Consider the following 13,194-nt stretch of genomic DNA (forward strand, 5'->3'; position numbering starts at 1 on the left):
AATGGAAATCTATATAGTATCAGTATAAAGAAAAATGCGTAGAAAATACTACGCATTATGATACTTTTGCTGATTTATTTTTTATAAATTTCGGTTGTTTCTGCACTAAAAACTTTGTTTTCGCTATTGAAAACACAAATAATGCAACCCATATACAGAAAAATGCCATCATATGAGTAGATGTGAAATGTTCACCAAATACGAATACACCTAAAATTAAACTAATCGTTGGTGCAATATATTGTAAAAATCCTACCATATAAAGCGGAATAAGTTGTGCTCCTTTTGCAAAATAAAAAAGTGGTAAAGCTGTAACAATGCCCGCTCCTATTAATAGTAACGTCGATGACATGGAAATAGATCCAAATGAACCGAATCCATGCGCTCCTGTCATAACGAGATAGATAATCGCAAACGGCGTCACTAACATCGTTTCCATCGTAAGACCAATTGTCGCATCATAGTTTAACAATTTTTTTGTTAATCCGTATAATCCAAATGAAAAGGCAAGTGATAAAGAAACCCACGGAATAGATCCGAAACGGACTGTTAAAATGATAACCCCTATTCCAGCTAAACCAACTGCAACATATTGCCAAAAGTTTAACTTTTCCTTTAAAACGACTGTACCAAGTAAAATACTAATAAGCGGATTAATATAATATCCAAGACTTGCTTCAATGACATGATTATGATTAACGGCCCATATGTAGACAAACCAGTTTCCGCTAATCAAGACTGAAGCTATTGTTAATGACATTAATAATTTAGGTCGTTTAAAAAGATTCACGAACTCCCCAATAAACTGACGAAACCTCTTCGTAACACCTAACACAAGTAACATAAAAACGAACGCCCAAACGATGCGGTGTGCTAATATTTCATCTGCTGGAACTTCCTCAATCCATTTCCAATAGATTGGTAGGATTCCCCACATCGTATAAGCACCAGCCGCATATATAATTCCTTTTTTTTGCTGTGCTGATTGACTCCCCATCTTCCCTTTTCTCCTCTTCTCATTTTTCTCCATTATACGGTCCCGCATGCTCACTTTACCAATAATCAATCTGCAATTCTTTCGACATTTCTCATACAGCAAAAAGTAAACATACTGTTATAACGACAAGTAACGGTATACCGAAAACAAATTTCTTTTTATGTGTTTTATGGTGAAACATATACATACCAATCCAAGCACCAACTGCGCCTCCAGCTACCGCTGATAAAAACAACGTACTTTCTGGCGTTCTCCACTGTTTCTTCTTCGCTTTTCGTTTATCAAGCCCCATAAGGCTAAAAGCTATAACGTTAATAATAATAAAATAAATCCATTTCATCGCTTTCTCTCCCTATGAAAAATTCGCTTAATGGTAACATGAAAAAACGATGGAAACAACTGAAGAACACTTTTTATTAATTAGTTACCTTTATATTTAAATAACCAACTAAAATCGCAGTTACAGCAATTAAATAGAAAGATATTATGAGCAGAACCTTATATTGCATTCCCTTCATCCACTACCATATCATCGAAAAAACTTCTCTCAATCTCTTTTTCATCAAAATGAAGAACTACAATTAGTCCTACATATAAAGAAACGAAATTTAGAAACCATTCCCCATTATCAGCTTTCTTAGCTAAACATTTAAATATCTCTTGAAATTGCATACGTTCATCTGCAGCAACAACCGGGCGCACACCAAAATATTTCAATACGAAATGTAGGTTCAGCTGCACGGATAATGATAAAATATATTTTAATATCTCCGTATACTCCGCACTATCTTTTTGACTATACAACTTCACAAGCTTTTGATGTAAAGTAGAAATCGATAATTCTTCGTTAGTCACTTTAGTTGCTTCTATCGTTTCAATCATCTTTTTCATATTCATTACATTCACCCCTTCTGCAAAAAAACAAAAGCCAAAGCGTATTTATTTTATAATCAGCAATAATTGAGTATTTCTCATCTCTCGTTCTTCTTCACTAACCAAACCATACTTTTTTAAAAGATGAAAGATATCATTTAATATTTCCTGTGAATGATTCCCTCGCAAAAATACCTTTAACTCTTTAAAAATCACTTCCGGTAAAAAACTCTTTTGACTTTCAAGTTTACTCATTACATCTTCCATAGAATGATCGATATTACACGCCATACTAAACTTCCCCCTCTATCCTCTATAAATAATATCCTCCGCTAACGATGTAAACACTTCTCCTACAAGAGACTCTTCATCATATACAGATGAACCGTTATTTTCTTCTCGTCTTGCAAAAGGTATTTGTGCAATCACTTCTGTTTGCAATTGTTCTGCAAGCATTTCGCCGCCTCCTTTTCCGAAGAGATAATTTTTCGATCCATCTTTTTCTTCATAATAAGCCATATTTTCTACAATCCCTAAAATCTCGTGTTTCGTATGTTTTGCCATAACACCTACTCTAGATGCTACGAATGAAGCTACGTTGTGTGGTGTTGTAACGATAATTTCTTGCGCTTGCGGGATCATTGCTGCAACATCAATAGCTACATCTCCTGTGCCAGGCGGTAAATCAAGAAGTAAATAATCTAATTCTCCCCAGTGCGTATTCGCAAGGAAATTTTGAATCCATTTATTTAACATCGGTCCGCGCCACATAACCGGGTTATTTCCTTCTGCAAAAAATCCCATCGACATAATTTTAACACCGTGACTTACAACCGGAATTGCCGTTTGATCAATCATCGTCGGTTTTTGATTCGTTTCCATCATAGCTGGAATGCTAAAACCATATATATCTGCATCTAATATCCCCACTTTTTTTCCCATACGAGCTAAAGCAGTTGCAAGGTTAATTGTCACTGTTGATTTTCCAACTCCACCTTTACCGCTCGTTACAGTAATAAATCGTACCCCTGAATCAAGGCGAAGCATGCTCGGCATTCCAGTTTCTGTTCTACTATTTTTCTTTAACTTCTCTGTTAGCGCAGCTCGTTCTTCTTGTGTCATAGAACCAAATGTCAAATCTACTTTAGATGCACCAATTGCCTGAAGAGACTCTTCCACATCTTGTTGAATTTTTGCCTTTAATGGACAACCTTGAATCGTTAGCACTACTTCAAGTTTAACCTCTGTTCCATTCATTTGTATATTTCTAACCATATTTAATTCTACAATACTTTTGTGTAACTCCGGATCCTCTACATGTTTTAATGCGTTCATTATTTGTTCTTGAGTAATCATAGAACTCATCCCTTCTCGTATTCGAATTTATATACAACATCTTCTTGACGAAAAAGCTTATTATCCCCCACTAACGGGCGGGATTAATGCGACTATATCTCCAGCTTTTATCATCTCTTCATCCGTTACAAATTCTTCATTAACAGCCACCATCACTCTATCAAGCGATTGTAAGCAATAGCTTGCTTTGAGCCATTCTTTTAATTGCTGCACTGTCATTTCTTGTTTTTCTGAAATTATTAATTGATCCGATCCGATTTCCTCACGCAAATTTGCGAACAATAAAATTGTAATCATCTTCTCATTCTTCCTTCTTCGGTTTTCCTTCTGGATATGCCGTATTTTCAAGTTGATCTCCAATCCACATCGTCCCATCTTCCCAAAATTCTTTTTTCCAAATTGGGACGATTTGTTTTATACGTTCAATCGCGTATTCATTCGCTTCATACGCTACTTTACGATGCGGTGATGAGACTGCAATAACGACCGCAATATCCATGATTTCTAGCCGCCCTACACGGTGCTTAATTGCTACTTTTGCGTCCGGCCATTTCCCGTTAATTTCTTCACCAATTTTCGTAAGTTGTTTTACTGCCATCGGTTTATATGCTTCATACTCTAAATGTAGTGTTCGTTTTCCTTTTGTTAATTCTCTCACTGTACCAATAAATGTTGTAATTGCACCTGCTTCTCTTCTTGCGACTTTATTCGTTACTTCTTCAACTACAATCGGTATATCTACAATCTCAAATAGCGCTTGTCCCATTAGAAACACCTCTCACTTTATAAAATGCCCAAGGCCATTCACTACCTTCGTTATCTTCCAGCAAGAGAACATCTACGAACATATCTTTTTTATAACCTCTCGTACCACCTGGAAGTACAATAAATATATTTGTCTCTGCTAGAGAAGAAACCGAGCTAGATTTATCAAACCCTGACGGATAAGCGATTAATTGCCCTTCGTTATATGTCAGTTTTGCTCGCACAAATCTGGTAAATGGATTTGGTTTTAGAAAATCTTCTCCTAATAACGCTTTTTCTCTTCTTACATGTGCTTTCTCACTAAACATATACGTCCGAATACAAGGCCTTACAAATAATTCAAATCCTACGTAACAAGCAGATGGATTTCCTGATAAACCAAATAATAACTTGCCATTTAATTGTGCTACAGTCGTAACACTACCTGGCCGCATTGCAACTTTATTGAAAAGAACCGATGCACCTAACTTTTCGTAAATAGCTGGTAAATAATCGTAATCCCCTACTGATACACCACCTGTTGTAATGAGCATATCCACTTGGCTTAACGCTTCTTTTACAGCTGTGAAGCATGTATGAAACTCATCGCTAAACTTCCCAAAATATTTTACTCTTCCGCCCGCTCTTCGAATTTGAGACAATATCATATACGTATTACTATTTCGGATTTTCCCTGGCTGTAATGAATCATTTACATCCAGTAATTCACTACCAGTCGCTAACAATCCAATTACAGGCTTTCTTGCCACTGGTACCTCACTATATCCGAACGTAGCAAGAAGAGCTGAAATACCTGGATGAATGTATGATCCTTTTTTTGCAAGAACCGTTCCTTTACGAGCATCTTCACCTTGAAAAGAAATATTGTCACCCGTTTTGAATGATCGCTTCACTTCCATATAATTGTTGCCAGCTTCCTCATATTGACGAGTCAGCACTAACATAACAACCGCATCACACCCATTCGGAATTTGCGCTCCCGTCATAATTCGAACCGCTTGAAACGGCCCTACTTTCTCGTGAAATATTGATCCCGCACCAATTTCACCAATTACTTCAAACACAATTGGTGTTTCATAACTTGCTACATTCGTATCTTCTGCTCTAATAGCAAATCCATCATACGGTGAACGATTGAATGAAGGTACGTCATGGTCAGCTATTAAATCCTCCGCTAATATACGTCCGTAAGCTAATTCAATAGGTAGTAACTCCTTTAATCCCTCATTAGCAAATCCCATTACTTTACGAACAGCTTCTTCAACCGTAATTGGCACTCTTCTTTCCATTATTGACAACCCTTTCTATTAACCGAATACGCGATAATATAATTGTTTCGCTTTCGAAATATCATTTGTACCATGAATGAAAACACGACCATCTCGAAAAATAACGACGCGGTAATCATCTAGTTGGCAAGATAGTAAATACGGATTCCGATCTACTTCCCCCAATTTTTTTAATACTTTTTCTATATCGTCAAAATCGTACTTCCTATTTTCTACCGGCCTAATTTGCACTGTATTTCTTCCGCATAAAACAGCCACCTTCGTTTGGTTTTCGTATGATAAATAAGGATAAGTTCGATTCAAACCGCACGAGGGGCAATCTTCTGTTTTGATTTTCCCTAGTCTTATAAAATGGTTTTGATTACTCCATATATCAAACATGAAAAATGTTTTTCTAATTGCTGAGAAATCTCCGACTAAAATTTTGAGTGCTTCCGCCACTTGATATGCTGCGACGATTTGAACAGTCGGGCTAATAATTCCAGCGGTATCACATGTCACACCTGTAACAGGAACGTTCTTCAGCACACAATGTAAACACGGTGTCTCTTGCGGAATAACCGTATAACTCATACCGTACGATCCAACGCAAGAACCATATACCCACGGGATATTATGTTTTTGTGATAAGTCATTTATTATAAATCGAATATCAAAATTATCTGTTGCATCAATTATTACATCTACATTTTTTAATAGGTCCTCCATATTTTCTGCAACTGCATCCATTACGAAAGCATGTATTTGTACTTCCGAATTAATTTGTTCTAGCCGATTTTTAGCAGCGATTGCTTTCGGCATTTTCTCTCTCACATCTTGTTCAGAGTACAGTTGTTGCCTTTGTAAATTACTCCATTCAACGTAATTACGATCAATAATCGTCAATTTGCCAATACCTGCACGTACGAAACTTTCGGCACTTGCACTTCCTAATGCGCCTGCTCCTACAATTAACACATGTTTATTCCGAATTTTTTCTTGCCCTCTACTCCCAATTGGTTTGAACAACTGTTGTCGTGAATACCGCTCATCCATTACATATCCTTCCTCTCACGAACTCTATTTCATATTAGAATGTTGTTTTTGATAACAAGCAAAATAAGCAAATCCAACAAATCCAGCTCCCCCAATTACATTTCCGATAAAAACAGGAACAAAATTTCTAGCAAGATCCATCCACGTCAGATGACCTGCAAAAATAACTGCTGAAATAACAAACATATTTGCTACCACTTGCTGAAATCCAATCACTACAAATGCCATAATCGGAATCCAAATTCCGATTATTTTCCCGACAAAATCACTCGTCCCATAAGCGAGCCAAAGCGCAAGACAAACGAGCCAATTACAACCAATTGCTAAAATTAAAGTTCTCCCAAATGATTCATGTAATTTCCCTTCCGCTATCGCTACCGTTTTATTTAAATAATCTCCCTCTGTTAATCCGCCAAGATGACCGAAACAATACGCAACAAAAATAGCTCCCACGAAATTCATGAAAGTAATCCAAACCCAATTATTTAGTACACTTACCAATGTAATTTTCTTTGCATAAAGCGCCATAGAAAGTGACATCATATTTCCGGTAATTAATTCTCCTCCTGCTAATACGACGAGCATTAATCCAACAGGGAAAACCGCTCCTCCTAAAACATTGACTAAACTACCCCAGCGCTCAGGTAAATTACCTAAAACACGAATATTAAGCAAAAAACCTAACGAAATAAACGCTCCTCCTAAAAAACCGAGAATAAGCATTGCTGGCAACGTCTGACTTACTTTTTGAACACCGGCCTCAATTACAAGCTCAGCAATTTGTTCCGGTTTATGAAATGCCATTACTAATTCCTCCATTTTCTCCAAATAAAAAAGCAGCTTCAAAAAACCTCCTCAAAATAAAGGTTTTTGAATGCTGCTTAATTTCTCTGCACATCTTTTACAGAGATATCAATCATCACTTTTACTATAAAATAGAAAATCTACAAACGTTGCATACTTTCCATTTTGTATATACTTCCTCAAAGCGTCACTCTTATATATCAACCACCAATATGTGACATTTCAATTTTAGGCGATCTTTTTTTACTTGTATGACTTAAGCGTTCATCTGAATAACGATCTTCTCGGTTGTTCCATATATCACGTACGATATCTGTTATTTCCTCGTCACTGTATCCAGATCGAAGTAGTTCCCTCAAGTCATTTCCTTTAGAAGCGAACAAACAAGTATATAATTTTCCTTCTGCAGAAATACGTGCTCTCGTACATGATGAACAGAAGGAATCTGTTACTGATGAAATAATACCTATCTCTTCTTCATTTCCAATATAACGATAGCGAGTCGCAACTTCACCTGCATAATTTGCTTCTATCCGTTCTAATGGCATAACTTGATGAATGGCATCTACTATCTCTTGTTTCGAGACGACCTCTCTTAATTCCCAACCGTTATAATTTCCAACGTCCATATACTCAATAAAACGAAGAATATGCTTATTTTCCTTAAAGTATTGCGCCATCTGCAAAATATCTTGTTCATTTTTCCCTTTTTGAACGACCATGTTAATTTTAATTTTCATACCAACTTCAGCTGCAGCCTGTATGCCTTCCAGGACCCTTTGCACTTTGCTTCTATTACCATTCAAATAGAAAAACCGATCTTCTTCTAAGGAATCTAAACTAACTGTCACACGTGATAAACCCGCCTTATATAAATCAGGAGCAAACTTTTTCAGTAGTGATCCATTGGTTGTTAAACCGATATCCTCCACACCATCTATTTTATTAAGGCGCTCAATAAGCTGCGGAAGACCTCTTCGAAGTAACGGTTCTCCGCCCGTAATTCGTAACTTTCTTACACCTAAAGAAACAAAAATACGTGTTATCCTTTCAATCTCATCAAAAGATAAAATTTTATCATTAGACAAAAACGAATAATCAGGACCAAATATTTCTTCTGGCATACAATAACGACAGCGGAAATTACAGCGATCAGTAACAGAAATACGTAAATCCTTTAAAGGACGTTGTAGTTTGTCTAATGTGACAGATTTCATATTTATTGCCTCACTTTTACTTATTTTATATTTATAACACGCTCTGGATGCGTATATACATTTAAGGATTGATTCCGAATAAACCCTATCGTAGTAATACCTAATTCTTCTGCTAGCTGCAAAGCCAATTCGGTTGGAGCTGATTTTGACAATATAATTTCACAACCGATTTTTGCAACTTTCAATAATATTTCCGAAGAAATACGACCACTAAATACAATGACTTTATCTTTTATAGAAATATTATTTTTTAAGCAATAACCGTAAATTTTATCTAATGCATTATGTCTACCGATATCCATTCGGCTTAAAATAATGCCATTCACATCACACAAAGATGCATTATGAACGCCACCTGTATGTTGAAACGTCTCCGCAGATTGCTGCATTTCTTTCATTAATCGAAAGCAGTCTTCTGCAGCAACCTGTACATGGACACCATTCATTTTTTTAGCGCTTAGTGCATCATTTGCAAAAACAAACCCTTGTCTACTCATACCACAGCATGAAGTAATATAACGTTTATTTTGCATTTGTTCGTAATACGGATTCACTTTTTTCGTTGTGACATGCACAAATCCTTCTTTCTCTTGTACCCATATGTCATCAATATCTTCATACTTCCGAATGATTCCTTCAGATGCTAAAAAGCCTATTACCATATCTTCTATATATTCTGGAGTACTAACCATTGTAACAAACTCCTGTCCGTTCATTTTAATCGTGACAGGAAACTCTGTTACAATACTGTCCTCTATATGTTTAAACGCCCCTTGTTCATAACGAAAGATTTCTCTTTCTACCTGTATCGGTTTCACGATCAGTATCCTTCTCTCACGTTATATTTTTATCAAAAACAAATACCGAAACTGCAATATCTTCTTCTACTTTCATATCTGAAAATAAATTCACTAATTTCGCTCCAACAAGTTCCTCCAAATGTTCACGGGAATTCGCAGCATACACTTCTTGAATCATTTTCGTTCTAGCCATATGAACCATTTCCGCACCGTCCATCGTACTTGAAATGAATTTTTCAGTAGGTGTTAAGTTTCCGTAAAGGGTCGCAATCGCCATATTTTCAGCAAAAACAGTATGAATTCGTTCTGGTCCTTTTCCGAAAAGTTCCTTTCGAAGTTTTCGTATCATATCATTAAATTCATGTACTTTTTTTGACATACAATTATACCTCCCAAAAATCCTCATTTTACTTTATTATATATTTTACCAAAATGACCCTTCCGCCCAAAATATTTCGTACAAACATTTGGGCGAAAAGATTCACTTCATGAAGATTATTCGTCTTTTAACCCTTTACCCATACCTTTTAAGAAATGAAGCCCAAACCCTATAGCACGGTTAATATCTGGGTCTTTCAATACTTTCATAAGGTCAAATACCCCTACTTTTTTATTACTCTCTAGATGTTCATTACCTTCTTCTAACCCTACTAATAAGCTACCTATTAGCTTTTTCGTAAGTTCTGGATCAAGTTCTGTTAAAGCACCCGCAGCACCCATCATATTATTAATTAAATTCGTAACAGGCTCACGAGTCACTTGGCCAAGTACAATCTTTGCGATCGGTTCTTTCGCCTTTAACATAGAATTTGCAGCTTCTAGCATTCCGATGTCATTTAATTCCCCAACAATATTAAACATTTGATTTAAAGCCTCTTCATTATTAGCTAGAAGCTCTTTTAAATCATCTAATTTTTGCTGTTTTATTTCTTCCTCAGTTAATTCTTGTTTTTGAATCACTTTTATAGGTGCAGCCATATTTTTCTCCTCCTACTTATCCGTTAAATGCACATACCCTGGACGTGCCCACTTACGATTTACCTCAATACCAGCTTGAGGATGACGTTTTTTGTTACGCGGGTTCGCTTTTGGCATCGGATTTGCGCCATCAACTTCTAGCACTTCCATACGCACTTTCGTCTGTTTATAAGCAGGTGTGTTCGTACGTACGTCCACAGCAGGACCTGTTAAGAAATTAATTGCTGTTTCATTATCTGTAGAGTTCATCGGTAAATATAACTCATTTTCTTTTACACGGTCTGTTACAAGTGCACGTAATTTTAATGCTCCAAAAGGAGAAACAAGACGAACTAATGAACCTGTTTTCACTCCACGTTCTTTTGCAAGTGCTGGAGAAACTTCTACAAACACACCAGGTACTTTCGTTTGAATACCTGTTGATTTATTTGTCATATTCCCTTCATGGAAATGCTCAAGCATACGACCGTTATTAATGTGAAGATCGAACTCCGCTGGGAATTCAGCTGGACGTACCCAGTCAGCAATCGCAAAACGAGCTCTTTTATCTGGGAAGTTAAATCCATCTTGGAACAGAAGTGGTGTATTCGTTCCATCAAAACTTCCCCAATGGAAACTATTCCACCCTTCAAGTACTTCATAGTTTGCTTGTGAGAATAGTGGTGATAAACTTGCCATTTCAGCAAAAATTTCACTTGGATGGCTATAATTCCAGTTTGCACCTAATTTATTCGCAATCTCCTGCACAATCCACCAATCTGGCTTCGCATCTCCAAGCGTAGGAAGAACTTGATACAATCTTTGTACACGACGCTCTGTATTTGTGAAAGTACCTTCTTTCTCAAGAGACGGTGCTGCCGGTAATACAACATCTGCATATTGAGCAGTTTTAGATAAGAAAACGTCTTGTACAACGAAGAAATCAAGGCTTGATAACACTTCATGTACGTGGTTCGCATTAGAGTCTACAAGAGCCATATCCTCTCCGACAAGATACATAGCTTTCATTTTCCCTTCATCAATTGCGTGAAGCATTTCAATATTATTAAGACCTGGTTCACTATTAATTTTCACTCCGTAAGCCATTTCAAATTTCGCACGTTCCATATCGTTAGTAACGTGCTGATATCCAGGAAGCCATCCTGGTAAAGTACCCATATCACAAGCACCTTGTACGTTATTATGACCTCGAAGTGGATATGCACCAGCACCTGGACGACGATAATTACCTGTTGCAAGCAGTAAGTTTGAAATCGCAGCGGAAGTATCCGATCCACCTGTATTTTGCGTTACTCCCATACCCCAAAGGATACATGTACCATCTGCATCACGAATCATTTCAGCCATTTGAATAAGTATTTCTTTTGAAATACCAGTCATTTCTTCTGCATAATCAAGTGTATATTCTGTAAGACTCTCTTTAAAATCTTCAAAGAAGTTTACATTCTCATCAATAAATCGTTGATCGTGCCAGCCTTGGTCAATCATATATTTCGTAACAGCCATTAACCATACTTGATCTGTTCCTTGTTTTGGACTAATAAAAACGTCTGAACGCTCTGCCATTTCTGTTTTACGAAGATCAGCCACAATTAATTTTTGTCCGTGTAATTTATGCGCACGTTTAATACGTGTAGCTAAAACAGGATGACCTTCTGTCGGATTACAACCTACAATAATAACAAGACCGGATTTTGCGATATCTTTAATCGTTCCAGCATCTCCGCCCATACCAATTGTACGGAATAATCCGTCTGTCGCTGGCGATTGACAATAACGTGAGCAGTTATCAATATTATTCGTTTCAAATACTTGTCGAGCTAATTTCTGAATTACATAATTGTCTTCATTCGTAATTTTAGATGAAGAAATAAAGCCGACAGCATCTTTACCGTATTCTTCTTTAATAGATCCTAATTTACTTGCAACTACATTTAGTGCTTCTTCCCATGTAGATTCAACAAACGTTCCATTTTTACGAATTAAAGGTTTCGTAATTCTTTCTTTAGAATTTACGAAATCCCAACCGAATTTTCCTTTTACACAAGTAGAAATTGCGTTAACTGGCGCATCAGAAGAAGGTTGTACTTTAAGGATTTTACGCCCTTTCGTCCACACTTCAAATGAACAACCTACACCACAAAATGTACATACTGTTTTCGTTTTCTTCGTACGAGTATCACGCATAGCCGCTTCCACTTCTGATACCGCAAAAATGCCGCTATATCCAGGCTCAACTTCTTTAATTAAATCTACCATCGGTTCAAGAATATCTGGTTTTAATCCCGTCATAAATCCAGCTTCACCGAGCATCGTTTTCTCCATTAAAGCATTACAAGGACAAATGGTTACACATTGACCACAGCTCACGCATGAAGAATCATTAATATTTACTCCTTCATCCCAAATAACTCGTGGACGTTCCGCTTCCCAGTCTATTGATAACGTTTCATTTACTTGTAAGTTTTGACAAACCTCAACACATTGACCGCATGCAATACATTGATTAGGATCGTAGCGATAAAACGGATGCGTCATATCAACTTCACTTGCATCTACTTTTGGTTCATAAGGATATTTTTGATGTTCAATCTCCATTAATTCTGCTGTATTATGCAGTTTACAGTTCCCATTGTTGTTGTCACATACTGTACAGTATAATAAATGATTTTCTAGTAACCTATCCATTGCCTCTGTTTGTGCTTCTTTGGCATGAGCAGAATTACGTTCAATGTTCATACCTTCTGTCACTACTGCCGAACAAGAGCGCACTAACTTTCCGTCAACCTCTACAATACAAGTGTCACATGTTTGAATAGGATCTACTTCTGGCACGTAACAAATTTGCGGATGTTCAATCCCGTTCTCATTAATAACACCCAATATCGTTGAACCAGGCTCCGCTGTATACTTTTTTCCGTCAATTGTAATATGAACCATGTTGTTATTCATGGTCTTTCCCCCTTTTTGAGAATAAAAAAACTCCACCACGAAAATATACGCACCACATTTCGGCACGTTATTATCATGGTGGAGTAGTTTATTAGCACATCTTGCTAAAATACCAATCCATTTATTCA

The 13,194-nt window shown here is 36.8% G+C and carries 15 protein-coding genes; all 15 read right to left on the bottom strand.

Annotated elements, in window-relative coordinates; genetic code table 11:
- Positions 1 to 55: 55 nt before the first annotated feature.
- On the bottom strand, positions 56 to 997 hold the full coding sequence (gene rarD / locus JDS99_RS02820) for an EamA family transporter RarD (protein WP_199694512.1): 942 nt from the start codon (positions 995 to 997) through the stop codon (positions 56 to 58).
- Between the two features lie 91 nt (positions 998 to 1,088).
- Positions 1,089 to 1,337, bottom strand: coding sequence for a DUF1294 domain-containing protein (locus JDS99_RS02825; RefSeq protein ID WP_000871331.1), 249 nt, complete (start codon positions 1,335 to 1,337; stop codon positions 1,089 to 1,091).
- A gap of 158 nt (positions 1,338 to 1,495) precedes the next feature.
- Positions 1,496 to 1,894, bottom strand: coding sequence for a nucleoside triphosphate pyrophosphohydrolase family protein (locus JDS99_RS02830; protein ID WP_199694514.1), 399 nt, complete (start codon positions 1,892 to 1,894; stop codon positions 1,496 to 1,498).
- A 42-nt stretch (positions 1,895 to 1,936) separates the two neighbouring features.
- Positions 1,937 to 2,161 carry a group-specific protein gene (locus JDS99_RS02835; protein ID WP_199694515.1) on the bottom strand — a complete coding sequence of 75 codons (225 nt, stop codon included), beginning with the start codon at positions 2,159 to 2,161 and terminating at the stop codon, positions 1,937 to 1,939.
- Between the two features lie 15 nt (positions 2,162 to 2,176).
- Positions 2,177 to 3,226 carry a P-loop NTPase gene (locus tag JDS99_RS02840; protein ID WP_199694516.1) on the bottom strand — a complete coding sequence of 350 codons (1,050 nt, stop codon included), beginning with the start codon at positions 3,224 to 3,226 and terminating at the stop codon, positions 2,177 to 2,179.
- A 60-nt stretch (positions 3,227 to 3,286) separates the two neighbouring features.
- Positions 3,287 to 3,523, bottom strand: a complete 237-nt coding sequence (gene moaD, locus JDS99_RS02845) for a molybdopterin converting factor subunit 1 (RefSeq protein WP_087982170.1) — start codon at positions 3,521 to 3,523, stop codon at positions 3,287 to 3,289.
- Positions 3,524 to 3,527: 4 nt separating this feature from the next.
- On the bottom strand, positions 3,528 to 3,992 hold the full coding sequence (gene moaE, locus JDS99_RS02850; RefSeq protein WP_088608890.1) for a molybdopterin synthase catalytic subunit MoaE: 465 nt from the start codon (positions 3,990 to 3,992) through the stop codon (positions 3,528 to 3,530).
- Positions 3,973 to 5,280, bottom strand: coding sequence for a molybdopterin molybdotransferase MoeA (gene moeA / locus JDS99_RS02855; RefSeq protein WP_199694517.1), 1,308 nt, complete (start codon positions 5,278 to 5,280; stop codon positions 3,973 to 3,975). Before moeA ends, moaE begins: the two co-directional genes overlap by 20 nt.
- A gap of 18 nt (positions 5,281 to 5,298) precedes the next feature.
- On the bottom strand, positions 5,299 to 6,315 hold the full coding sequence (locus JDS99_RS02860) for a molybdopterin-synthase adenylyltransferase MoeB (RefSeq protein ID WP_199694518.1): 1,017 nt from the start codon (positions 6,313 to 6,315) through the stop codon (positions 5,299 to 5,301).
- A gap of 24 nt (positions 6,316 to 6,339) precedes the next feature.
- Entirely contained in the window at positions 6,340 to 7,119 is a 780-nt protein-coding gene (locus JDS99_RS02865; protein WP_033656377.1) for a formate channel, read from the bottom strand.
- 200 nt (positions 7,120 to 7,319) lie between these two features.
- Positions 7,320 to 8,336 (bottom strand): GTP 3',8-cyclase MoaA, encoded by a 1,017-nt coding sequence (gene moaA / locus JDS99_RS02870; protein WP_206773118.1) that lies wholly within the window; start codon positions 8,334 to 8,336, stop codon positions 7,320 to 7,322.
- 20 nt (positions 8,337 to 8,356) lie between these two features.
- Complete coding sequence (gene fdhD, locus JDS99_RS02875; protein WP_075311558.1) at positions 8,357 to 9,154, bottom strand: formate dehydrogenase accessory sulfurtransferase FdhD; 798 nt, start codon at positions 9,152 to 9,154, stop codon at positions 8,357 to 8,359.
- A gap of 16 nt (positions 9,155 to 9,170) precedes the next feature.
- The gene (locus JDS99_RS02880; RefSeq protein ID WP_000039582.1) at positions 9,171 to 9,515 is read right to left on the bottom strand and encodes a Na-translocating system protein MpsC family protein; all 345 of its coding nucleotides are present in this window, start codon (positions 9,513 to 9,515) and stop codon (positions 9,171 to 9,173) included.
- Positions 9,516 to 9,631: 116 nt separating this feature from the next.
- A complete protein-coding gene (locus tag JDS99_RS02885; RefSeq protein ID WP_087981472.1) occupies positions 9,632 to 10,114 on the bottom strand; it encodes a helical membrane plugin domain-containing protein in 483 nt (160 codons plus the stop codon).
- 12 nt (positions 10,115 to 10,126) lie between these two features.
- Positions 10,127 to 13,066 (bottom strand): formate dehydrogenase subunit alpha, encoded by a 2,940-nt coding sequence (fdhF, locus tag JDS99_RS02890; RefSeq protein ID WP_097907362.1) that lies wholly within the window; start codon positions 13,064 to 13,066, stop codon positions 10,127 to 10,129.
- Positions 13,067 to 13,194 lie beyond the last annotated feature (128 nt).

Source organism: Bacillus cereus group sp. N6 (assembly GCF_016483705.1).
Lineage (GTDB): Bacteria > Bacillota > Bacilli > Bacillales > Bacillaceae_G > Bacillus_A > Bacillus_A wiedmannii.